The sequence below is a fragment of the Chryseobacterium sp. KACC 21268 genome, from assembly GCA_028736075.1.
Classification (GTDB): domain Bacteria; phylum Bacteroidota; class Bacteroidia; order Flavobacteriales; family Weeksellaceae; genus Epilithonimonas.
Map to the genome: position 1 here is coordinate 3,870,519 of CP117875.1, position 22,412 is coordinate 3,892,930.

Here is a 22,412-nt window from a genome sequence, read left to right on the forward strand (position 1 = left end):
ATTGTGTCATCATTTTTGTTTGGGTAAGGGAAATAAGTTTAACCACCAAAAAAATATTATTATGTCTTACACGATTATCGGGATTTTCCCAAACGAAGCAGAAAGCAGAGATGTTATCACCAAACTGGAAGAAGCAGGCTTGTACGAATATTCCCTGGCGAACGCAGAAATTGAAGCCCTGGACAAAGTTGAAACAGTAGATACGGACAGAAAAGCAAGTTTTTTTGACTGGCTGTTTGACAGAGATGTTGTAGAGACGGACCGCTACGAATATGCAAGTATCGACAGCAACAGAATCACGGTTTACGCTGAAACAGAGGACGATGCAAACGCTGCTAAGAAAATCCTGGACGAAAACGGCGCGATAGATGTGGAAGAAAAAACGAGAGGATATCTTGCAGAAAAATATCCGGACAGACACAACGAATATCCAATCCCGGAATCTACAAGAGCAAGAATCATCGCAAAAGCGAAAAACGATTTGTACTTCACAGATGACCGTGGAACGGCTTACAGACCGGAAAAAGGAATGTCAGACGAGATGGATTCTCAAGGCAGAAAAGACTAACTGAATGAATTTTAATTTTATATTTTACTGAATGAGAGCCGAATTAATTTCGGCTCTCATTTTTTTTTAAACAATTGTGGATTTTCCTAATTGAACATTTTCGTGATTATAATAAGACCTTTCCGAAAAACGAATGTAATCTGCGATGAAATCTCCTACTTCACTGGTCGAGTAATTGATATCTGGATTCAGGTCAATCGTCACATATCTGCTTTCGATGGCATTTTCCACGCTTTCTCTTAATTTATTCGCTGCTTGTGTCAGTTCCAAATGGTCGAGCATCATTGCGGCACTTAGGATGGAAGCGATTGGATTGGCAATTCCTTTTCCTTTCGCTTGAGGATAAGAACCGTGGATAGGTTCGAAAAGAGCGTTGTCCTTCCCAATTGATGCGGAAGGCAATAAACCGATGGAACCGCCAATCACGCTGGCTTCGTCGGAAATGATATCGCCAAACATATTTTCTGTCAGAATAACATCGAACTGTTTTGGATTCAGAATCATCTGCATTGCAGCGTTATCTACGAACATAAAATCCACTTTGACATCTGGATATTCCAAAGTAATTTCTTTCACGATTTTTCTCCAAAGTCTGGATGTGTCTAGAACGTTGGCTTTGTCAATCAAGGTTAGTTTTTTCTTTCTTTTCTGAGCGTCTTGAAAAGCTAAATGTGCAATTCCTATAATTTCTTCTTTGGAATATTTGCAAACATCGTAAGCGTAATCACCGTTTTCCTCAGTAAATTTTTCTCCAAAGTAAATCCCGCTAATCAACTCCCGATAGATTTGAATATCCGTTCCTTCGACGATTTCTCTTTTCAAAGGACTTTTTTTGATTAATGAAGCGTAAGTTTTGATTGGCCTAATGTTGGCGAATAATCCCAATTCTTTTCTTAATTTCAACAAACCTTGTTCTGGACGAACTTTCGCGTCAGGATTGTTATCAAAAGCCGGGTCGCCGATTGCGCCAAATAGAACAGCATCGGAGTTTTTGCATAATTCCAAAGTTTCGTCTGGCAAAGGATTTCCTGTTTGATAAATCGCTTCAGCGCCCATCACGCCATAATCGAATTGGAAATTGTATTGATAGGCTTCACCAATTACTTTCAAGACTTTCACACTTTCGTTGGTCACTTCCGGACCGATGCCATCGCCTGGCAAAACTGCTATTTTATAATTCTTGCTCATATACTTTCTGTGTTTTTTGTTCAAATTTCTGAATCGCTTCTTTTTTACTCGTTAAAAAATCAATATCGTCGTAGCCGTTTATCAGGCATATTTTTTTGTAAGAATCCAACTCGAAACTTTCTGTTTTGTAATTGAATGAAATTGTCTGTTTTTCGACATCAACCGTAATTTGAGTTGAAGGATTTTGCGTAATAGTTTCCATTAAATTTTTAAGATAATCCTCAGAAACTTTCACTGGAAGAAGTCCATTATTAAGTGCATTACCTTTAAAAATATCAGCAAAATAACTTGACACCACCACTTTGAATCCATAATCTGTCAACGACCAAGCCGCGTGCTCTCTACTGCTTCCGCATCCGAAGTTATTTCCTGCAACCAGAATTTCGCCGGAATATTTAGGATTATTTAAAACAAAATCTGGATTGGGTTCATTCGTGTGAACATTATACCGCCAATCTCTGAAAAGATTTTCACCGAAACCTTCTTTGCTGATACTTTTGAGGAAACGCGCCGGAATAATCTGGTCGGTATCTATATTTTCGCTCGGCAACGGAACGGCCTGAGATTTTATTAAAACTAATTTTTGCATACGTTTAATTCAAGATTTAAAATTCAATGTTTTAAATTCTAGTGTTTAATTAATTCAGATTTTCAAAAGCAGGGATTCTACCTTCCACAGCAACTTTAGCCGCGGTTAACGGACTTGCCAAAAGTGTTCTTGCGCCTTGACCTTGTCGGCCTTCGAAGTTTCTGTTGGACGTGGAAACGCAATATTCGCCTTCGGGGATTTTATCATCATTCATTGCGAGACAAGCGGAGCATCCAGGCTGGCGGATTTGAAAACCTGCATCGTTAAAGACTTTATCCAAACCTTCCTCATAGATTTGTTTCGCGACTTTTTGTGAACCCGGAACCAGCCAAGCCACAATATTTTCAGCTTTTTGCTTTCCTTTGACATAAGTTGCAGCAGAACGGAAATCCTCAATCCTTGCGTTGGTGCAACTTCCGATGAACACATAATTTACTTTGATGTCTGACGTTGATTGTCCTGCATCAAGTCCCATATATTTCAAAGCTTTTTCCTCGGATTCGTTTTGAGCTGTCGGAATTTTAGAATCGATGGAAATTCCCATTCCAGGGTTTGTTCCGTAAGTTATCATTGGACGAATATCTTCCGCTAAGAATTCAAATTCCTTATCGAAAACAGCGTCGGAATCGGATTTTAAGGTTTTCCAATATTCGACTTTTTCAGTCCATTCTTCTCCTTTTGGTGCGAAAGTTTTATCTTTTAAATAATTGAAAGTAGTTTCGTCTGGCGCAATCATTCCGCCTCGTGCTCCCATTTCGATGCTCATATTACAAACTGTCATTCTACCTTCCATCGACATTTCTTCGAAGACATTTCCTGCATATTCACAGAAATATCCCGTTCCGGAATCTGTGCCGACTTTCGAAATAATATAGAGAATCACATCTTTGGGCTGAACATCTTTATTCAGTTTTCCATTTACAGAAACCCGCATCGACTTTGGTTTGTTCATCAATAAACACTGACTTGCAAAAACCTGTGCGACTTGACTTGTTCCGATTCCAAAAGCAATGGCACCAAAAGCGCCGTGTGTTGAAGTATGACTGTCGCCACAAACAATGCTCATTCCAGGTTGTGTGATTCCCAATTCCGGTGCGATGATGTGAACGATTCCCTGATATTGATGACCAAGTCCGTACAACTCGATGTTATTTTTTTCGCAATTTTCTGTCAATTGCTGAACCTGCGTTCTCGATAATTCGTCTCTGATGGGTAATTCCTGTCCCAAAGTCGGAACGTTGTGGTCGGCAGTCGCCACAATCTGATTCGGACGAAAAACTTCCAAACCTCTTGCTTCCAATTCCGCAAAAGCCTGTGGACTCGTCACTTCGTGAATCAAATGTTTGTCGATATAAATCACCTGAGGTCCATCTGGAACGGTTTCTACAACGTGTGCATCCCAAACTTTATCAAATAGTGTTTTTCTTTGGCTCATTTTCTATCCAATTTTTTGATTAAATGATTTCATCATAAAGCTTAAATCATCATTATTAACTTCTTTTTTGGTATCAGCGATTTTCAAAAACTCTTGATACAAAAAGTCCAATTCCACTTTTGTCACATCAAAGCCGATATTTTTGAATCGATAGGCCAAAGCAGAACGTCCACTTCTTGCGGTCAAAACAATGGAAGACTCATTGATTCCGACTTCTCTAGGGTCGATGATTTCGTAGGTTTCTCTATTTTTGATAACGCCATCCTGATGAATTCCGGAACTGTGTGCAAATGCATTCGCACCAACGATTGCCTTGTTTGGTTGAACCGGCATTCCCATCATTTCTGAAACCAAACAACTCATCTCGTTCAGCATTTTGGAGTTGATATCGGTGAAGAAATTAAGGTCAGGATGTTGTTTTATAATCATCACGACTTCTTCCAAAGCCGTATTTCCGGCACGTTCGCCAAGTCCGTTAATCGTACATTCGATTTGTCTGGCACCGTTGATGATTCCTGAAATTGAATTTGCTGTTGCCATTCCAAGGTCATTGTGACAGTGGCAAGACAAGATTGCTTTGTCAATATCTTTTACATTTTCTCTCAGATATTTTATTTTTCGGCCGTATTCTTCGGGCAGACAATAACCAGTTGTGTCAGGAATATTAAGAACCGTTGCGCCGGCTTTAATTACTTCTTCACAGACTTTAGCAAGGAAATCATTATCAGTTCTTCCTGCATCTTCAGCATAGAACTCAACATCATCTACAAAATTCTTTGCATATTTCACCGCTTCGATTGCACGTTCCAAAACCTGCTCTCTCGTAGAATTGAATTTGAATCTAATATGAGAATCAGATGTCCCAATTCCGGTGTGGATTCTTGGTCTTTTCGCATGTTTTAGAGCTTCTGCAGCGACTTCAATATCTTTTTTGTTGGCTCTCGTCAATCCGCAAACTTTCGCATATTTTACGATTTTTGAAATCTCCTGTACAGACTGGAAATCACCTGGACTTGAAATTGGAAAACCAGCTTCGATAATATCAACACCAAGAAAATCGAGTTTCTCGGCGATGATTATTTTTTGTTCTGTATTGAGTTTACATCCGGGAACCTGCTCACCATCTCTCAACGTCGTATCAAAAATTTCAATTTTTTCCGGATTCATAATAAAGTTTTTTACCTAATTTTGATATTCAAAAGTAGAATTTGATTTATGATATCTGATTGAGACTTTCCAAAAAATACAATATTCAATTCCTTTAAAATAATCTACAAAAGGTTAATTATCAATTATTTATATATTTTAAATTTACAATGTCAGAATTACAGAAAGATTTTTTATTTGTTCTAATAAAGTCACTTTCGACGTCGGAAAAGCGACAATTTAAGTTGTACGTGAACCGACTTGGAATTAACGTCGATGCAAAATTTCTGTTACTTTTTTCTGAATTGGACAAAATGAAAGAATATAGTGAGGAAGTTATTATTGATAAAAAAATATCATCGAAGCAACAACTTTCCAATCTGAAAGCGCATCTGTATAAACAAATCCTGGTAAGTCTGAGACTGAATCCCAGTCTTCAAAACAGCAGAATCCAATTGCGGGAACAGCTTGATTTTGCGACTATTCTTTATCAAAAAGGTCTTTACAAACAAGCTTTGAAAATCCTTGACAAAGCCAAACAATCTGCATTGGATTTAGATGAAAAAAGTATCGCCTCCGAAATCATTGAACTTGAAAAAGTGATTGAATCTCAATTCATTACAAGAAGTATCGATGGACGAGCAGACGAATTGATTTTGCAATCGACCGAAATCAATAAACAAAACAGTTACGCCACTCAACTTTCCAATCTTTCTTTGAAATTGTATAGCGAAATGTTGACACACGGTTACATCAAAAATGACGAAGACCGTGAGAAAATCTTGGATTTATTCGATAAAAAAGTCAAAAAAATTGACCTTAACAAACTTAATTTTACGGAGAAACTTTGGTATTTCAAAGCGCACGTTTGGAAAAATCAGCTTTTGCAGGATTACAAATACACTTTGAAATACGCCTATCAATGGGTAGAATTGTTTCACGACAATCCTGAAATGATAAAAAATCATCCGGTTTGGTACATCAAAGGAAATACTTATTTGTTCAAAATTTTGTTTCTGTATGGCAATATTAAAAGGATTGAAGAAAGTTTTGACAAGTTCAGTCGCGTTGTAAAATCGGACACTTTCATTCATAATGAGAATTCGCAGTCGTTGATTTTCCTTAATTATTATAACACCAAAATGAATCTTTATTTTATCAAAGGAGATTTTTTTGGTGGCACAAAGATGATTCCCGAATTGGAATTAAAAATGGAAAAACATCGGGACAAAATAGATGAACATCATTTTCTCATTCTTTTTTTGAAAATCGCATCGATGTATTTTGGTAGTAAACAATATCAAAACACCATCAAATACGGTTTAAAAATCATTAATTCAAAAGGAAATATTCAGGAGGATTTGCTTTTCCACACGAGGATTTTGATTCTGATGGCGAAGTTCGAAGCTGGTTTTGATGACGATTATGATGACTTCGTAAAGAGCACAATCAAGTTTGTGAAAAAGATGAAAAATCCAGGCGATTTGCATTTCAAAATCGTCGATTTCTTTAAGAAAATAAATGACCAAAATTCCAATGCGCAACTTTCAACTTTCAAGGAATTCGAAAAACATCTTCAGGAATCAGAAAAAAACCGATACGACAAAAGAACGCTCGTCTATATCGACATCCACGGCTGGGTAAAATCTAAAGTCAGAAATGTGGACGTCATCGAGATTATAAAAGAGAAAGTTAAGCTAAAATAAATCCGGTTTTTTCTCTAAAAAATCACTATTTTTGCATCCTAAAAATTTCAGTCATAATGCTAAAAATTACTCTTCCTGATGGCAGCATCAGAGAATATGAAGGAGCAGTTACTCCACTACAAGTTGCACAAAGTATCAGTGACGGTTTGGCAAGAAACACCATTTCTGCCGTCGTAAACGGAAAACAGACAGAAGTAGACACCACGATAACGGAGGATTCTACAGTGCAGCTACTGACGTGGAATGACGATATGGGAAAAAAAGCATTCTGGCATTCGTCCGCTCACCTGCTGGCTCAGGCTATTATGGAATTTTATCCAGAAGCTAAGCTGACAATCGGGCCTGCAATTGCTAATGGATTCTATTATGATGTAGATTTCGGTGGAGAACCTTTGTCTGAAAAAGATTTCGAAAAGTTGGAAAAGAAAATCTTAGAAAATGCTAAGAAAAATTCGACTTTCAACCTTCGTGAAGTTTCCAAAGCTGACGCATTGAAGGAATATGCAGACAATCCTTTCAAAACTGAATTGATTGAAAATCTGCCTGATGGCGAAATCACTTTCGTGACACACGATAACTTTACAGACCTTTGTAGAGGTGGACACATCCCATCAACAGGAATCGTAAAAGCTGTAAAAATATTGAACGCAGCTGGCGCTTACTGGAGAGGTGACGAGAAAAATCCACAGCTGACAAGAGTTTACGGCGTTTCTTTCCCTAAACAAAAAGAGCTGACAGAATATCTTGAAAGACTTGAAGAAGCAAAAAGAAGAGACCACAGAAAACTAGGTAAAGAATTGGGGATTTTTGCATTCTCAGAAAAAGTTGGTGCCGGACTTCCACTTTGGTTGCCAAAAGGTGCTGCGCTTAGAAAAAAATTAGAAGAATTCCTTTCCAAAGCTCAGAAAAAACAAGGTTACGAATTCGTAATTTCTCCGCACATTGGAGCTAAAGAATTATATATCACTTCAGGACATTGGGAAAAATATGGCGAGGACAGTTTCCAGCCAATCAAAACACCGAATGAAGGGGAAGAATTTTTATTAAAACCAATGAACTGCCCGCACCACTGCGAGATTTACAAAGCGCAACAATGGTCTTACAAAGATTTGCCGAAGCGTTATGCAGAATTCGGGACAGTTTACAGATATGAGCAATCTGGAGAATTACACGGTTTGACGAGAGTTCGTGGATTTACTCAAGATGATGCGCACCTTTTCTGTACACCAGACCAATTGTTACAGGAATTCGAAAAAGTGATTGACCTTGTCCTTTATGTTTTCGGTTCGCTTGGATTTGCTGATTTTACAGCTCAAATTTCATTAAGAGACAAAGAAAACAGAGAAAAATACATCGGTTCCGATGAGAACTGGGAGAAGGCAGAAAACGCCATCGTAACCGCTGCAAAAGCAAAAGGCTTGAAAACTGTAACCGAATATGGCGAAGCGGCTTTCTATGGTCCGAAGCTTGACTTTATGGTAAAAGATGCGTTGGGAAGAAGCTGGCAGTTGGGAACAATCCAGGTAGATTACAATTTACCGGAGAGATTTGACCTTTGGTACAACGGAAGCGACAACGAGAAGCACAGACCTGTGATGATTCACAGAGCGCCGTTTGGTTCTATGGAGCGATTCATTGCGATATTGATTGAAAATACAGCGGGCGATTTCCCACTTTGGTTGAGTCCGGAACAGTTTACTATTTTGCCAATCAGTGAAAAATATTCAGATTATGCAAAAAAAGTTTCAGAATCATTGGAAATTCACGATATTTGCGGATTGATAGACGACAGAAACGAAAAAACGGGTAAGAAAATCCGTGATGCCGAATTGAAAAAGTTACCATTTATGCTTATTGTAGGTGAGAACGAAGAAAACAACGGCACAATTTCTGTAAGAAGAAGAGGCGAAGGCGATTTGGGAGAAATGAAAGTAGAAGACTTCATCTCTTATTTCAAAGAGCAGGCAAAACCGGCATTTGAATTGGGAGCAAACCAATAAGCTGACAACAAATTATTAATTTTAAAATTTAAAACCATAGCACTAAAAAGAAACAACAGCAGAGGCCCGATGAGACGTCCAGTCCAAGAAGACCTCCATCAAATCAACGGAAAAATTCGTGCAAACGAAGTACGTCTTGTTGGTGACAACGTAGAACCAGGCGTTTATCCGTTATCAAAAGCTTTAGAAATTGCAAGAGAGCAAGAGCTTGACCTTGTGGTAATTTCTGACAAAGCTGAGCCTTACATTTCTCGTATCCTTGATTATAAAAAATTCTTGTACGAGCAAAAGAAAAAAACCAAGGAGCTAAAAGCGAAGCAGATAAAAGTAGTTGTAAAAGAAATCAGATTTGGTCCTCAGACCGATGACCACGATTATGACTTCAAGAAAAAGCACGCTGAGAAATTCTTGGAAGAAGGTTCAAAACTGAAAACCTATGTTTTCTTCAAAGGTCGTTCTATCATCTTCAAAGACCAAGGAGAGATCCTTCTTTTGAAACTTGCCCAGGATTTGGAGCACGTGGGGAAAGTAGACCAGCTTCCTAAGCTTGAAGGAAAAAGAATGATCATGATGATGAGCCCTAAAAAGCCTGCTAAATAATATTGATACCATTCAATTGATATATAAAACCTCAAATTAGTTTTTGAGGTTTTTTGCATTTTGAATTAATAAAATCAAACACAGATTTTACCGCCACAGTTTCAGAATTTTTTTGTAATTTTGCAAACTATTATTAGTGGAGATATTCATTAATAATAAAAATAGATATTGATAACAAAACATAAAAAGCAAAACAATGCCAAAATTAAAAACGAAATCAGGTGCTAAAAAGCGTTTTGCTCTTACCGGAACCGGAAAGATCAAAAGAAAAGGTGCTTTCAAAAGCCACATCTTGACAAAGAAAGAAACTAAGCAAAAGAGAAATCTAACGCAAACTTCTTACGTTGCAGAAGTGGACAAGAAAAGTGTACTACGTCAATTAGCGTTAAAGTAGTTTTTATAAATCATTTCGGTTTATAAGAATTAAAACAATTCAAAAATTAACCCTGAAACGGTGCCCCTAAGAGTTCTATTCAATTAGTTCCGCCCTTTTCAAAAAAACAATTTAAATTATGCCAAGATCAGTAAATTCTGTAGCGTCTAGAGCGCGTAGAAAAAAAGTTTTAAAAAAGGCTAAAGGTTTTTTCGGTAGAAGAAAGAACGTTTGGACTGTAGCAAAAAATGCGGTAGAGAAAGCAATGTCTTACGCTTACCGTGGTAGAAAAGAGAAAAAAAGAAGTTTCAGAAGCCTTTGGGTAATGCGTATCAACGCAGGAGCTAGAGAGCACGGATTGACTTACTCTCAGTTTATGGGAGCTCTTAAGAAAAACAACATCGAGCTAAACAGAAAAGTGCTTGCAGACCTTGCAATGAACTATCCAGAAGCTTTCAAAGCTGTTGTAGATCAAGTAAAATAATTACAAATCTTTGTTATCAATATAAAATCCTGAGAATTATCTCAGGATTTTTCTATTTTTGCTGAAAATTATCTTAATAATGTTCAGAAAATATATTAGTTCATTAGTTTTATTAGCAACTATACATTTCGCAGAAGCGCAAACTTTCATTCAAGCTTATCAGAATAGAGCAAATCAGGTTTCTCAAAGCAACGTAAACACCTATCTGCAGGAGTTTGAAGCTTTAGGCGTGAAGAAAACTGGAACGACACAGAACACCAATGCCTTCAATTGGATCAAAAACAAATACACTTCTTTCGGTTACAACACTACGAATTTCCAAGAGCATTCTTGGACAGCCAACGGATTGTCGTCCAAAAACTTTATTGTAACCAAAACTGGAACGCTGTATCCAAATAAGTTTGTGATCGTTTGTGGACATTTCGATTCCATTAATGGACCTGGAACAAATGACAACGGAAGCGGAACATCCATCATTTTGGAAATCGCCAGGATTTTGAAAGATGTTCCCACAGAATATTCTATCAAGTTCATTCATTTTTCTGGTGAGGAGCAAGGACTTTTGGGAAGCTCCAGATATGTTTCCGAAATCGTGAACGGAACCAGTCCTAAAATGGACATCAAAGTGGTGGTGAACCTAGATCAGGTTGGCGGATTGGCAACAAAAGCGAACACAAAACTTTATCACGACAAAGACCAAAGTGCGCCAAACAGCAACAATACTGCAGCTGCAATAGCGGTTCAGGAGCTGGCAAACTGCACCACATTATATTCCCCGCTAGGTGTAGATTTTGATCCGGCAGAAAGCACAGACTACGTTCCCTTTCAACAAAATGGTGAGATCATCACAGGTTATTGGGAATACGAAGGCGGCTACAGCAATCCCTATGTCCACACAGCAAATGACCTTTATGTCAATATGGATCCTGTTTATGTTTTCAATGTTGGCAAAGCTGCGGTTGGTGCAATCCAGCATTTCGCTGTAGCTTCTACCTCCATTTTGGCTGTGGAAGATATTTCGCTTTCCAAAATATTGAAGTCTGTGGAATTCTATCCAAATCCTGCTAAGAATACTTTGAATCTTAAAATGGAGAATCCTTCAAAAGCTTTTACATTTGAACTGACCGATATGAGTGGAAGTCAAATTTTGATTAATAAAAACAATGCGCATCAAATTGATATTTCGCATTTGAAACCTGGCGTTTATCTTGGAACAATCACTATTGACAATGAAAAAGTGACCAAGAAGATTATTATAGATTAAATCATAATTGACACAACATCACAAATCCTGAGAATTATCTTAGGATTTTTTAGTTTTTATGAAATAATTAGTTGAATATCCACGTTAAATTATTAAATTCTAAATAACTTAACTATGAAAACAAATGTATTTGCCTTTTTGGCTGTATTAATTCTTCTGAGTTCTTGTACACGAACAGAAAGCATTGAAGATGAAACTACCGAAACACCATTTTTTAATTTGAAAGTAGGTAATGAGTGGGTTTACAAAACGTATGACAGACAAGACTTCACTTCCGAACTCAAACCAAACGGCGAAGTTGATTCGGTTAAAATAGTTTCAACAGCAACACTTAATGGTAAAAACTATTTCAAAGTTGAAAACATCAATAGAAGACCACCTAACTACTCTCCCAATAGAACAGTTAGTTATAGTTATTGGAGGGTGAATGACAAAGGGCATCTGGTAAGTCTTAGTTCTTATCATTTTGACCAGGGAAATTCCTCAGACGCTGTAGAATATGTGAAACACTCTGGTAATGACAACGATTATTCCTATACAGATAATAGTTATTATGGCGACATTGTTTATAAACTATATCCAAAAACAAATGTTATAATTAATGACCAAACATACGAAGTAATCCCATACAACGGACAATTCACGCCAAAATCCCAATTCCCCAATATGATTCCTAAAATGCAGGAAAATAATTACAAAGCGGGCGTTGGTCTGGTTAAATCCATTTGCCACACATTTGATGGAACTTATAACTTTGAGCAACATCTTGAAAGTTATTCGATGAAATAATTTCGAAAAATTCCCATAACAAAAATCATAAGCCTTATTATTTAAGGCTTATTTTTTATGCTTAGATTTGTTCTTAATAAAAATTAGAACAAATGTTTTTATCAAAAACTTATTTCAAAAAACTAACTACACTTTCCCTGCTCGGAATTTCTGTTTTATATTTTGCTCAAGAAAAAGCACAAGTTGAACACGCCAACGAAAGTAACCTAGAAAAACATATTATTTACCTAGCTTCTGATGAATTGCAAGGCCGATTAACTGGTTCTGAAGGCGAAACAAAAGCAGCCAACTATCTTTCCGCCGAGCTTAAAAAATTAGGATTGAAGCCTTATGAAGGAAAAGATTTCATCCAAAATTTTGAATACAGCGTCAAACTAAATCCACACGACGACCAAACTTCGACACCTGTAAAAGGTAAAAACGTGATTGCAGTTCTGGACAACAAGGCTGATAAAACCATTGTCATCGGTGCACATTACGACCATTTGGGTCTTAATGAACATCACAATTCTACTTTACCGGACAAATCCACAACGGTGCGGATGATAACGCTTCTGGAACAGCCGCTGTTTTGGAATTAGCAAGAATGTTTTCTCAAAATAAAACGAAGGAAAATGCAAATTACGTTTTCGCATTATTCTCGGGCGAAGAAGATGGATTGATGGGTTCTAAGAAACTTGCAGAAACAATTAAAACCACTTATCCAAATACCATTTTTATGATTAATATGGATATGGTTGGGCGACTTAATAACAACAAAGACCTAACTGTCGGTGGCGTTGGAACCTCTCCTATCCTACCCGGATTGGTGAAAAAATATAAGCCTGAAGGTTTCAATCTAGCGTTGGACGAATCCGGCGTTGGTCCAAGTGACCATACTTCTTTTTATTTGAAAGACATTCCGGTTCTTTTCCTTTTCACAGGCACGCACAACGACTATCATAAACCGACAGATGATTCAGATAAAATCAATTATCCAGGCGGAACGGTGATTGCAAATTATGTTTTTGATTTGGCGAATGCTTTGGGAAATGAAAAAGAAATTCCGTTTGTGAAAACCAAAGTTGCAGCGAGCAAATCGGTTCCGAAATACAAAGTGAGTTTGGGAATTATGCCAAATTACGCCGACAGCAAAGACGGAATGGGCATCGATGGCGTCATCGACAACAGACCGGCTGCCAATGCTGGAATCCTGCAAGGTGATGTTCTGACAAAAATTGGAAAATGTGAGGTGAAAGAAGTCTATTCTTATATGGATTGTCTCTCAAAAGTGAATGCCGGCGAGGAACATTCTGTGACAGTCAAACGAAATGGCGAAGAAAAAATCTTCAATGTGAAATTCTAAATAAAAAAACCGATTGTGATTTCAATCGGTTTTTTGTTTGGAATTCCTTTAGGAACCTTTTTTTATTTTTATATAAAACCACAAAAGTCACAAAAGTTATTGCATTTTTTAAGTCTTGAAAAGTTCAAAAAAGTGTAACTATTCTAAGTTATCTTTTTGCTCTTTTCTAAAAATATTTTTTAAAGTTTATCTTTTGTGACTTTTGTGGTTTAAACTTTACAATTCCCGAATATTACGAAAGGTCAGATTAATCCGAGGTTTCATTGGTCTGGCGGATTTGGGAATCCGATGCTCCCAATTGGTTTGCAAATCACCTTTCATAATGAGCAATGAGCCGTGCTGAAGTGGCAACGTATATTTGTTCTGATGATTGTCCTTCTTTCGAAAATCAAAATTCCTCACTTGCCCGAAACTGACCGATGCAATCACAGGGCGATTTCCCAATTCACTTTCCTTGTCGCGATGCCAAGCTACAGAATCGTTTCCGTCTCTGTAGAAATTAAGCAAGACAGAATTGAATTGATGACCAGTCAATTTCTGAATTTTATATTTCAAACCTAAAAGTTCCGGCGTCCACGCATTCACACTGAATTCATTGCCTCCCAAATGATAAGATTTTTCATCGTCGCCGTACCAAGCAGTCAGTCGTGGCGTCAAAACTTCTCTGTCAAACATTTTTTGCGTTCTCTGTTTCCACGGAACCGTTTCTATGAGTATCTTTTCAATTTCCGTTGCTCTTTCCTCAGACAAAAAATGTTCGGTATAATCCAATAACTCGGTCGGAAATTGGTAATATTCGCCTGCATCAAACAAACTGAGTTGCATATCTGTACTGTACATTTTTAAAATTTATTTGGAATTCGAAACCTTGTTGTCCAACGCTTTGATATCTTTTCGGATTTCCAAAAACATATCTTTCAAATTATAATTATCAAAATTATCGGGTTCAAAATCCTCAGGAAAAATCCCCGACGCATATTGCCAGATTTCCACAATCTCACTCAACGGAATCTCATAAGGTTTGTAAAAAGAATTGTCCGCCGAAACCTCGATGGCTTTTTTCTTTTGACCTTTGAATCGTTTATAGGAAATCCCGTCATTTAAAGTCACGAAAATGTAACTTTTATTGATTTTCAAATCCTCAATATCTTCCACATATTTCCCGATGATGAACGAACCATCTTTGAAAGGAGGCATAGAATCACCTTGCGTAGGGAAAGCCCTATATTTTCCATTCGTCAAAAATGGCAATGAAATCCTTTGAAGACTTTCGATATATTCCGGGTCGCTGTAACCTGACAAATAGCCCATCGATGCTTTTTGAGGAATGATTTCGATGCTGTTATTTCCTGATTCATCAACGATAATTGGAAGGACAATTCTGTTATCGGGAAGATTCATCATTTCTTCCAAAGGATATTTCCGGATGTCCACGGTCAAAAGCAAATCGATGCTGATGTGGAAGAATTTTGACATCGTGATAAGCACGTCATACGGCGGTTCCGAACGGCCATCTTCATAAGAAACGTACCGTGACCTTGTGATAATTAAGGTATCTGCCAACTCCTGTTGAGTCGTCATTTTCTTAGCTCTTAAAAACCTGATGTTATCTGAAAAAATTGACATTGTTATAATTTGTAACAACAAATATAATCATTTTGTTTTAAAATGTAACTAATTTTGTCACGTGAATCGAGCAATTGTACATATGGATTTAGATACATTTTTTGTGTCCTGCGAAAGACTGAACCACTCAGAACTCAACGGAATCCCTCTGATAATCGGTGGTGGCGACCGTGGCGTGGTGGCTTCTTGCTCGTATGAAGCGCGAAAATTTGGGGTGCGTTCTGCAATGCCGATTAGAATGGCACTCAGACTTTGCCCAGATGCAAAAGTAGTCAAAGGCGATTATGAGAATTTTTCTAAAATGTCTCATTTGGTAACCGAAGTGATTCAGGATAAAGTACCGTTGATGGAAAAAGCGAGCATCGATGAATTTTATCTCGACCTGACCGGAATGGACAAATTTTTTGGCTGTTATCAATGGACTCAAGAAATTGCATCAGCTGTAAAAAAGGAAACCGGGCTTCCGATAAGTTTTGCTTTATCCAATAACAAAACCGTTTCAAAAATCGGAACCGGAGAATCTAAACCCGAAGGAAAATTTCAAATCAGGGAAACAGAAGTACAGCCTTTTTTAAATCCTTTATCTGTTAAAAAAATCCCGATGGTTGGTGATAAAACATTTCAGCTTCTTTCGAGAATTGGCGTACGAACCATTCACACCCTTTCCGAAATGCCCGTTTTAGTCCTTCAACAAATGATTGGCGCGAACGGAAAAGAACTTTGGAAAAAAGCAAATGGCATTGATGAAAATCCCGTCGTTCCCTACTCCGAAAAAAAATCAATTTCTTCAGAACGGACTTTTGTAACCGATTCCATTGACGTTTTGGAAATAAAAAGGTTGATTTCTGGAATGGCGGAAAAATTAGCCTACCAATTGAGACAAGAAAAATGGCTGACTTCCACGGTCGTTATCAAAATCCGATATTCCAATTTTGATACGGAAACGAAGCAACATAAAATCGCTTACACGTCTGCCGACCACACGTTGTCCAGAGTGGCGCTTGAACTTTTCAACAAAGTTTATACGAGGAGAATGCGAATCAGACTCGTTGGTTTGCGCTTCACAGATTTGGTTCACGGCAATCATCAGATGAATCTTTTCGAAGATACTGAGGAACAAATGAGCCTTTACCAGACGATGGATTATCTAAAAAACCGATTCGGAAAAGACGCGCTTGGACGAGCGTCCGGTTATGATTTTGGTAAATAATTTTTTAAAACTTCAATTAAATGTATCTCAACTGTCATTCTTATCATAGTCTTCGCTACGGCACTTTATCGGTTCAAAATCTGGTAGAGCAAGCTTCCGAACTTGGAATCAAAACATTGGTTTTGAGCGATATTAATACGGTGACCGCCATTTATGATTTCAAAAAAGAATGTAAAAATGTTGGAATAAAACCAATTGCAGGCATTGAAGTGAGAAAAGAAAATCGACTACTTTACATTGCAATTGCAAAGGAATTCAGCGGAATTGGAGAAGTGAATAAGATTTTAACTGAACATAATTGCGACGGCGTTGAACTTTCTGAAACGGCACCGAATTACAATCAAGTATTTGTCATTTATCCAATTCAAAATATTCCTGAAACTCTAAAAGAAAATGAATTCATCGGAATCCGAGAAGAGGAATTGAATCTGTTGATTCGACCGGAATTTAAAGATAAAATCAACAAAATGGTTGTTCTTCAGCCTGTCACTTTCAGCACGAAAAAGGAATATAATCTTCACCGAATCCTAAGAGCGATTGACGGAAATACTTTGATTTCAAAACTTTCTAATGATGAGATTTGCAGAAAATCGGAACATTTCAAACCGGAAATCGATTTGATAAAATCATTCGAACAATATCCTGAAATCATTAACAACACAAAAAAAATTCTCGCTGAATGTAGTTTTGAATTTACATATAAAGAACCGCGAAGCACTGAAAATAAGAATAAAAAATATTTTAAAGAATCTCTGGAAGAGGATATGAAATTGTTGAGCGAGCTTGCTTATTCGGGATTGGAAAAACGATATGGCGCAAATGATGAAGTTGCCAGAACCAGAGTTGAAAAAGAACTCAAGGTGATTGGTGAACTCAAATTTTCGGCGTATTTTCTGATTACCTGGGACATCATTCAATACAGCAACCGAATGGGTTTTATGCACGTCGGGCGAGGAAGTGGCGCCAATTCCATCGTCAGTTATTGCCTTGAAATTACAGATATTTGTCCGATAGAACTGGACCTGTATTTTGAAAGATTTCTAAATCTGAACCGAACTTCTCCACCAGATTTCGATATCGACTGGAGTTGGCAAAACCGAGATGCAATCATCCAATATATTTTTGACACCTACGGAAAAGATAAAGTTGCTTTTTGCGGAACCGATGTTAAATTTAAATATAAATCGATTTTTCGGGAAGTGGGGAAAGCGTTTGGTTTGCCCAAAGAAGAGCTTGACAATCTGGCTGGTAAATCGATGGAATATCACGACCGAAACTCGATTGTAAAGTTGGTGCAAGAATATGGACAATTAATGGAAAAATTCCCGAACCAACGAAGTATGCACGCTTGCGGAATTTTGATTTCTGAAGAACCCATCACAACTTACACAGCTTTGGAAATGCCTCCAAAAGGATTTCCAATTGCTCAGTTTGATATGAATGTTGCAGAAGATATTGGTCTGGAAAAGTTTGACATCCTTTCTCAACGCGGTTTGGGAACCATCAATGACACCGTAGAATTAATCAAAAAAAACAGAGGCATTGAGATTGACATTCGGGACACTTCTATTTCTAAGGACGAATCTGTTTGCAATGAATATTTAGCGATTGGCAAAACAATCGGCTGTTTTTATATCGAAAGTCCGGCAATGCGTGGACTGCTGAGAAGATTGAAATGTGACAATTACAGAACTTTGGTGGCCGCTTCCTCCATCATTCGACCCGGCGTGGCGCAAAGTGGAATGATGCGGGAATATATTTTCCGGCACAACCATCCGAATCAGTTCGAATATTTTCATCCAGTCTTTGAGGAAAACCTTAAAGAAACTTATGGCATTATGGTCTATCAGGAGGATGTGATTAAGATTGCCCAATATTTTGGGGGACTTTCTCACGCGGATGGTGACATTTTGAGACGGGCGATGAGTGGAAAGGAACGTTCAATTCAGAAATTAAATGAAGTTAAAGTCAACTTTTTTGAATCCTGTAAAAGAGAAGGACATTCCGAGCAAATGACGACGGAAGCTTTCCGGCAAATTCAATCTTTTGCAGGCTATTCTTTTTGTAAGGCGCACTCGGCTTCTTATGCAGTGGAAAGTTACCAGAGTTTGTATTTGAAGGTCTATTATCCGTTGGAATTTATGGTTTCGGTCATCAATAATCAAGGTGGTTTTTATCGGACGGAAGTTTACATACACGAAGCGAGAATGTCTGGTGCTGATGTCCAAAATCCTTGCGTGAACAACAGCGAATATCAGACGATTTTGAAAGGAAAAGAAATCTATCTGGGTTTTATGGTTTTGCAATCGCTGGAAACTAAAATCGCTCAAATCATTTCTGAAGAACGGGAGAAAAACGGCGATTACAAATCTCTGGAAAACTTCATCAAGCGCATTCCGATTGGGATTGAAACCATTCAAATCTTGATTTTCATTGGTGCTTTCAGATTTACGGGAAAGCCTAAAAACGAACTTTTGGTGGAAGCGAGATTGTTGTTAATCAATTATAAAGTAGAAAATAGAAATATTGCTCTTTTCGATGAACCGGCCAATGACTTTAAACTTCCTGAACTGAAACGAGAACAGTTTGAAGATGCTTTTGATGAAGTTGAAATCATCGGATTTCCTGTTTCGTGCAGTCCATTTGACTTGTTACAAACCAAATTTAGAGGCAATGTTTTTGTAAAAGATTTGCTGAAGTTTCATAAAAGCCAAGTGAAAATGTTAGCATATTTGATTTCCAGAAAACACGTTCCCACGAAAAAAGGCGCAATGTTTTTCGGAACTTGGGTTGATGTGAATGGTGATTATTTTGATACCGCTCATTTTCCGGACAGTTTGGAAAAATATCAATTTCAAGGTGGCGGCTGTTATCTTTTGCTGGGAACCGTGGAAGTGGATTATCATTTTCCGACCATCACGATTCATAAAATGGCAAAGATGCCGATGATTCCTGACCCACGCTACGCTTATGACAAGGAAAAGCAGTACGATGTCCACAAGCAAATCAGAGAAGATGTCAGTATGACGTCCCGAAAACCTTATCCACAGGCACACGAGATTAATTTGCCAAGGCAGAAGTTTAATTAAAACAAAAAAACGACCGCCAAAGCAATCGTTTTAATTTATACTATTTCGGAACTAAGACCTTTATCTAATAATGCCTGATGCATTGGTTTTAATTTTTCCAAAGCGCCTGTTTTTACGGTGCATTTTCCTTTGTAATGAACGAGCATTGTACATTGTTCTGCCTGTTCCAAAGTGTGTTCACAGATCTCGATCAAACATTCGATCACGAAATCAAAGGTGTTGACGTCGTCGTTGTGGAGGACAATTTTATAGACTTCGTCTTCCATCTCCAAAACCGCTACTTCTTCTTCGTACTGGCGTTTTGGTTCGTCATAAGATCTGTTATTATAGATTTTCATAACGTTGATTTTTTTATTCAGTGATCTCGTCTGTTATATCTTCCAAAAATGGTTTGTCGTATAAAAGCTCTACCAATTCAACACTTTTGTTTTGCATTTTCAAGATCTTGAAATGGTAATTACCATAATCGAATTCTTGATTTTCTTCTGGTATATCCTGCAATTCGTTCAAGATAAAGCCTGCAAGCGTATTATATTCTCCTTCTTCAGATGGCGGAATATTCTTCGGAAGCTGCTCATTGATCTCGTCCAATGGTTGCGTTGCTTTTACCCAATAGATATTTTCGCCCACCTTGTCTACGATCTTTTCTTCCTCGTCTTCCTCATCTTGGATCTCTCCAACCAATTCTTCCAGAATATCTTCAAGTGTAATGATTCCTTCGGTTCCTCCGAATTCATCGATCACGATTGCCAAATGTTGTTTCTTCAATTGGAAAACTTTCAGAAGGTCTGATATTTTCTTGCTGCCGACCACAAAGAATGCTTCTCTCATAAAGCCTCTCAGACTTTCGTGAGAAACTTGTCCTTTGCTTTTGATATATTCTCTAATGATCTCCTTCGTGTAGAAAATCCCGATAATATTATCAATCGAACCTTCGTAAACAGGAATTCGCGAATAACCGCTTTCCATAATTTGGTTGATGATATCTTCCGGATCATCATTGATATCGATGGACGAGATATTCTGTCTGGTGATCATGATCTGCTTTGCATTGTGATCTGTAAAATCGAATGCATTTTTGATGATCTCGTAGTTTTCTTCTTCAATTTCGCCGCTGTCAGCCGATTGTTTTACCAACAATTGCAATTCCTCTGTCGAGTGAATATCGTGTTCCGAAGCTGGAAATATTTTGATTAATTTCAGGAACGCGTTGGATAATGAGTTCATCAACCAGATAAATGGTCGGAAGACATTATAAAAAACGTGCAATGGATAAGCGATGAATAGCGTCGTCGCTTCTGACTTTCTGATGGCAATTGATTTAGGTACCAATTCTCCGAAGACGATGTGCATGATCGTGATCAGCAAGAAACTACAAACGACAGAAATGGTGGTTACAGTTGCTGCTGCCAATTCTATGTTCAAAGAATGGAAAGTTGCTTCGATGATGTGATGCAAGGCACTCTCTCCTACCCAACCTAAGGCAAGGGAAGCGAGTGTGATCCCCAACTGTGTTGCTGAGAGATAGGCATCAAGATTCTTGATGATGTTTTCGGCTTGTTTGGCCACTGCATTCCCTTCAGCCGCTTTGATCTGGATTTGGGAATAACGTACTTTTACTATCGAAAATTCGGCGGCTACAAAGAAGCCATTCAGAAGAACTAGAAATAATGCTATAAGAAGTTTGACTAAACTATCAGAATCCATTTAATGTTGTATATACAATCTGTGCAAAGATAGATATTTTTTTTAACTTGGTAATTAGATGTTAGTAGTGAGATAAACCACCCCGTCAAAAATTCTTCGAATTTTTGAATCCCCTCCAGAGGATGGGAATTTTTACAAGCAAAATGTCTTTTTTTGATTGAAAGCTCGTTTTATCTGGAAGCTGCAGCCCGACTTGAGTGGAGCTCTTTTTTGGAGTTGGAAAAGCGTGGGCAAAAAAAGCGGGAACGGAAGGCGGAAAAGCTGCCATAAAAAACAATAAATAGGTTTCGACGAATGTCTAAATAGCTTCCCAAATAAAATAATTGAATTGGTACAAACTGTCCTAAATAATAAAAAGCACTGAAGTTTGACCCTCAATGCTTTTTATAACTAACTACTAACTTTAACTTTATCTTTATTAACTGTTCTTGAGCGCTTCTGCTCCGGAAACAATTTCTAATATTTCGTTGGTGATGGCTGCCTGTCTTGCTTTGTTGTAGAAGATCTTCAGGTCACTTCTAAGTGCGTCTGCATTGTCGGTCGCCTTGTGCATTGCTGTCATCCTTGCACCGTGTTCTGATGCTACGGAATCCAGAATGGCTTTGAAGATCTGAGTCTTGATTGATTTTGGGATCAAAACATCCAGAATCTCTTTTCTGCCCGGCTCGAAGATATAATCTACATTGATATCTGCTGAACCAGCTTTCTCTTCTGTTGCTGATGAAATTGGCAAAACCTGCTCTGTCACTACCTCCTGCGTTGCCGCATTGATAAACTTGTTGTAAACAACATAGACTTTATCAAATTTGCCCGCTTTGAAGTCTGACATTACTTTCTCCGTCATATTTGAAACGTGATCGAAAGAAAGATTGTCGAAAAGTGAACTGTGGTTTTCGTAAACTGTTTTGTTTCTTCTCACCGCATCGAAGGCTTTTTTACCTACTGTCAAAACTTCGATCTCCGTGTTTTCGTTTGCAGAAAACTGGATGTTAAGTTCTTTGATCACAGATGAGTTGAAAGCTCCAGCCAAACCTCTGTTGGAAGTCACGGTGATGAAAAGTACTTTTTTCACTTCTCTTTCCAATGCAAATTCCGAGATGTTCTCTGCATCAGACGCCGCACTTACATTCTGTATGATCTCCTGAAGTTTTTCAGAATAAGGTCTTAGCATTACGATCGCATCTTGCGCTTTCTTTAGTTTCGCAGCGGAAACCATCTTCATAGCGCTTGTGATCTGCATCGTAGAAGATATAGATGTAATCCTGCCTCGTATTTCTTTTAAGTTTGCCATTC

21 protein-coding genes are annotated in these 22,412 nt (G+C 37.9%); 12 read left to right on the plus strand and 9 right to left on the minus strand.

The genetic code is table 11. The features are described 5' to 3' along the window. The first annotated feature begins 61 nt into the window (after positions 1 to 61). The gene (locus tag PQ459_17685) at positions 62 to 568 is read left to right on the plus strand and encodes a hypothetical protein (GenBank protein WDF46717.1); all 507 of its coding nucleotides are present in this window, start codon (positions 62 to 64) and stop codon (positions 566 to 568) included. A 66-nt stretch (positions 569 to 634) separates the two neighbouring features. On the opposite strand, the gene leuB is transcribed toward PQ459_17685, so the two are convergent. From leuB to PQ459_17705, 4 genes are read right to left on the minus strand one after another with little or no spacing between them, the layout of a single operon-like run. Beyond that, positions 635 to 1,756 carry a 3-isopropylmalate dehydrogenase gene (gene leuB, locus PQ459_17690; protein ID WDF46718.1) on the minus strand — a complete coding sequence of 374 codons (1,122 nt, stop codon included), beginning with the start codon at positions 1,754 to 1,756 and terminating at the stop codon, positions 635 to 637. Further along, positions 1,740 to 2,345, minus strand: a complete 606-nt coding sequence (leuD, locus tag PQ459_17695) for a 3-isopropylmalate dehydratase small subunit (protein WDF46719.1) — start codon at positions 2,343 to 2,345, stop codon at positions 1,740 to 1,742. The genes leuB and leuD overlap by 17 nt, the downstream gene beginning before the upstream one ends. A 49-nt stretch (positions 2,346 to 2,394) precedes the next feature. After that, positions 2,395 to 3,780 (minus strand): 3-isopropylmalate dehydratase large subunit, encoded by a 1,386-nt coding sequence (leuC, locus tag PQ459_17700; protein WDF46720.1) that lies wholly within the window; start codon positions 3,778 to 3,780, stop codon positions 2,395 to 2,397. Between the two features lie 3 nt (positions 3,781 to 3,783). Beyond that, positions 3,784 to 4,947, minus strand: coding sequence for a 2-isopropylmalate synthase (locus tag PQ459_17705; protein WDF46721.1), 1,164 nt, complete (start codon positions 4,945 to 4,947; stop codon positions 3,784 to 3,786). A 149-nt stretch (positions 4,948 to 5,096) separates the two neighbouring features. On the opposite strand from PQ459_17705, the gene PQ459_17710 reads away from it, so the two are divergent. From PQ459_17710 to PQ459_17750, 9 genes are all read left to right on the plus strand, one after another. After that, positions 5,097 to 6,632: a hypothetical protein gene (locus PQ459_17710; GenBank protein ID WDF46722.1), complete on the plus strand. Its 1,536-nt coding sequence runs from the start codon at positions 5,097 to 5,099 to the stop codon at positions 6,630 to 6,632. A 56-nt stretch (positions 6,633 to 6,688) separates the two neighbouring features. Beyond that, the gene (gene thrS, locus PQ459_17715; GenBank protein WDF46723.1) at positions 6,689 to 8,632 is read left to right on the plus strand and encodes a threonine--tRNA ligase; all 1,944 of its coding nucleotides are present in this window, start codon (positions 6,689 to 6,691) and stop codon (positions 8,630 to 8,632) included. A gap of 69 nt (positions 8,633 to 8,701) precedes the next feature. Next, the gene (infC, locus tag PQ459_17720) at positions 8,702 to 9,232 is read left to right on the plus strand and encodes a translation initiation factor IF-3 (protein ID WDF46724.1); all 531 of its coding nucleotides are present in this window, start codon (positions 8,702 to 8,704) and stop codon (positions 9,230 to 9,232) included. 196 nt (positions 9,233 to 9,428) lie between these two features. After that, positions 9,429 to 9,626 carry a 50S ribosomal protein L35 gene (rpmI, locus tag PQ459_17725; GenBank protein WDF46725.1) on the plus strand — a complete coding sequence of 66 codons (198 nt, stop codon included), beginning with the start codon at positions 9,429 to 9,431 and terminating at the stop codon, positions 9,624 to 9,626. Positions 9,627 to 9,744: 118 nt separating this feature from the next. Further along, positions 9,745 to 10,089: a 50S ribosomal protein L20 gene (gene rplT / locus PQ459_17730; protein ID WDF46726.1), complete on the plus strand. Its 345-nt coding sequence runs from the start codon at positions 9,745 to 9,747 to the stop codon at positions 10,087 to 10,089. A 79-nt stretch (positions 10,090 to 10,168) separates the two neighbouring features. Beyond that, entirely contained in the window at positions 10,169 to 11,353 is a 1,185-nt protein-coding gene (locus PQ459_17735; GenBank protein WDF46727.1) for a M28 family peptidase, read from the plus strand. A gap of 114 nt (positions 11,354 to 11,467) precedes the next feature. Beyond that, a complete protein-coding gene (locus PQ459_17740) occupies positions 11,468 to 12,142 on the plus strand; it encodes a hypothetical protein (GenBank protein WDF46728.1) in 675 nt (224 codons plus the stop codon). Positions 12,143 to 12,234: 92 nt separating this feature from the next. Further along, a complete protein-coding gene (locus PQ459_17745) occupies positions 12,235 to 12,723 on the plus strand; it encodes a hypothetical protein (GenBank protein ID WDF46729.1) in 489 nt (162 codons plus the stop codon). Next, entirely contained in the window at positions 12,714 to 13,487 is a 774-nt protein-coding gene (locus tag PQ459_17750) for a M28 family peptidase (GenBank protein ID WDF46730.1), read from the plus strand. Before PQ459_17745 ends, PQ459_17750 begins: the two co-directional genes overlap by 10 nt. A 216-nt stretch (positions 13,488 to 13,703) precedes the next feature. On the opposite strand, the gene PQ459_17755 is transcribed toward PQ459_17750, so the two are convergent. Continuing rightward, positions 13,704 to 14,327, minus strand: coding sequence for an alpha-ketoglutarate-dependent dioxygenase AlkB (locus PQ459_17755; GenBank protein WDF46731.1), 624 nt, complete (start codon positions 14,325 to 14,327; stop codon positions 13,704 to 13,706). A gap of 9 nt (positions 14,328 to 14,336) precedes the next feature. Further along, positions 14,337 to 15,113, minus strand: a complete 777-nt coding sequence (locus PQ459_17760) for a helix-turn-helix domain-containing protein (protein WDF46732.1) — start codon at positions 15,111 to 15,113, stop codon at positions 14,337 to 14,339. 61 nt (positions 15,114 to 15,174) lie between these two features. Between PQ459_17760 and dinB the strand changes: the two genes are divergently transcribed. Continuing rightward, positions 15,175 to 16,323 carry a DNA polymerase IV gene (gene dinB, locus PQ459_17765; GenBank protein WDF46733.1) on the plus strand — a complete coding sequence of 383 codons (1,149 nt, stop codon included), beginning with the start codon at positions 15,175 to 15,177 and terminating at the stop codon, positions 16,321 to 16,323. Between the two features lie 20 nt (positions 16,324 to 16,343). Continuing rightward, entirely contained in the window at positions 16,344 to 19,412 is a 3,069-nt protein-coding gene (gene dnaE / locus PQ459_17770; protein WDF46734.1) for a DNA polymerase III subunit alpha, read from the plus strand. 35 nt (positions 19,413 to 19,447) lie between these two features. On the opposite strand, the gene PQ459_17775 is transcribed toward dnaE, so the two are convergent. The 3 genes from PQ459_17775 to atpG form a co-directional block, all read right to left on the minus strand. Next, the gene (locus tag PQ459_17775; protein WDF46735.1) at positions 19,448 to 19,750 is read right to left on the minus strand and encodes an ATP-dependent Clp protease adaptor ClpS; all 303 of its coding nucleotides are present in this window, start codon (positions 19,748 to 19,750) and stop codon (positions 19,448 to 19,450) included. Between the two features lie 13 nt (positions 19,751 to 19,763). Continuing rightward, positions 19,764 to 21,119 carry a hemolysin family protein gene (locus tag PQ459_17780; GenBank protein ID WDF46736.1) on the minus strand — a complete coding sequence of 452 codons (1,356 nt, stop codon included), beginning with the start codon at positions 21,117 to 21,119 and terminating at the stop codon, positions 19,764 to 19,766. A 418-nt stretch (positions 21,120 to 21,537) separates the two neighbouring features. Further along, positions 21,538 to 22,410, minus strand: coding sequence for an ATP synthase F1 subunit gamma (atpG, locus tag PQ459_17785; GenBank protein ID WDF46737.1), 873 nt, complete (start codon positions 22,408 to 22,410; stop codon positions 21,538 to 21,540). Positions 22,411 to 22,412 lie beyond the last annotated feature (2 nt).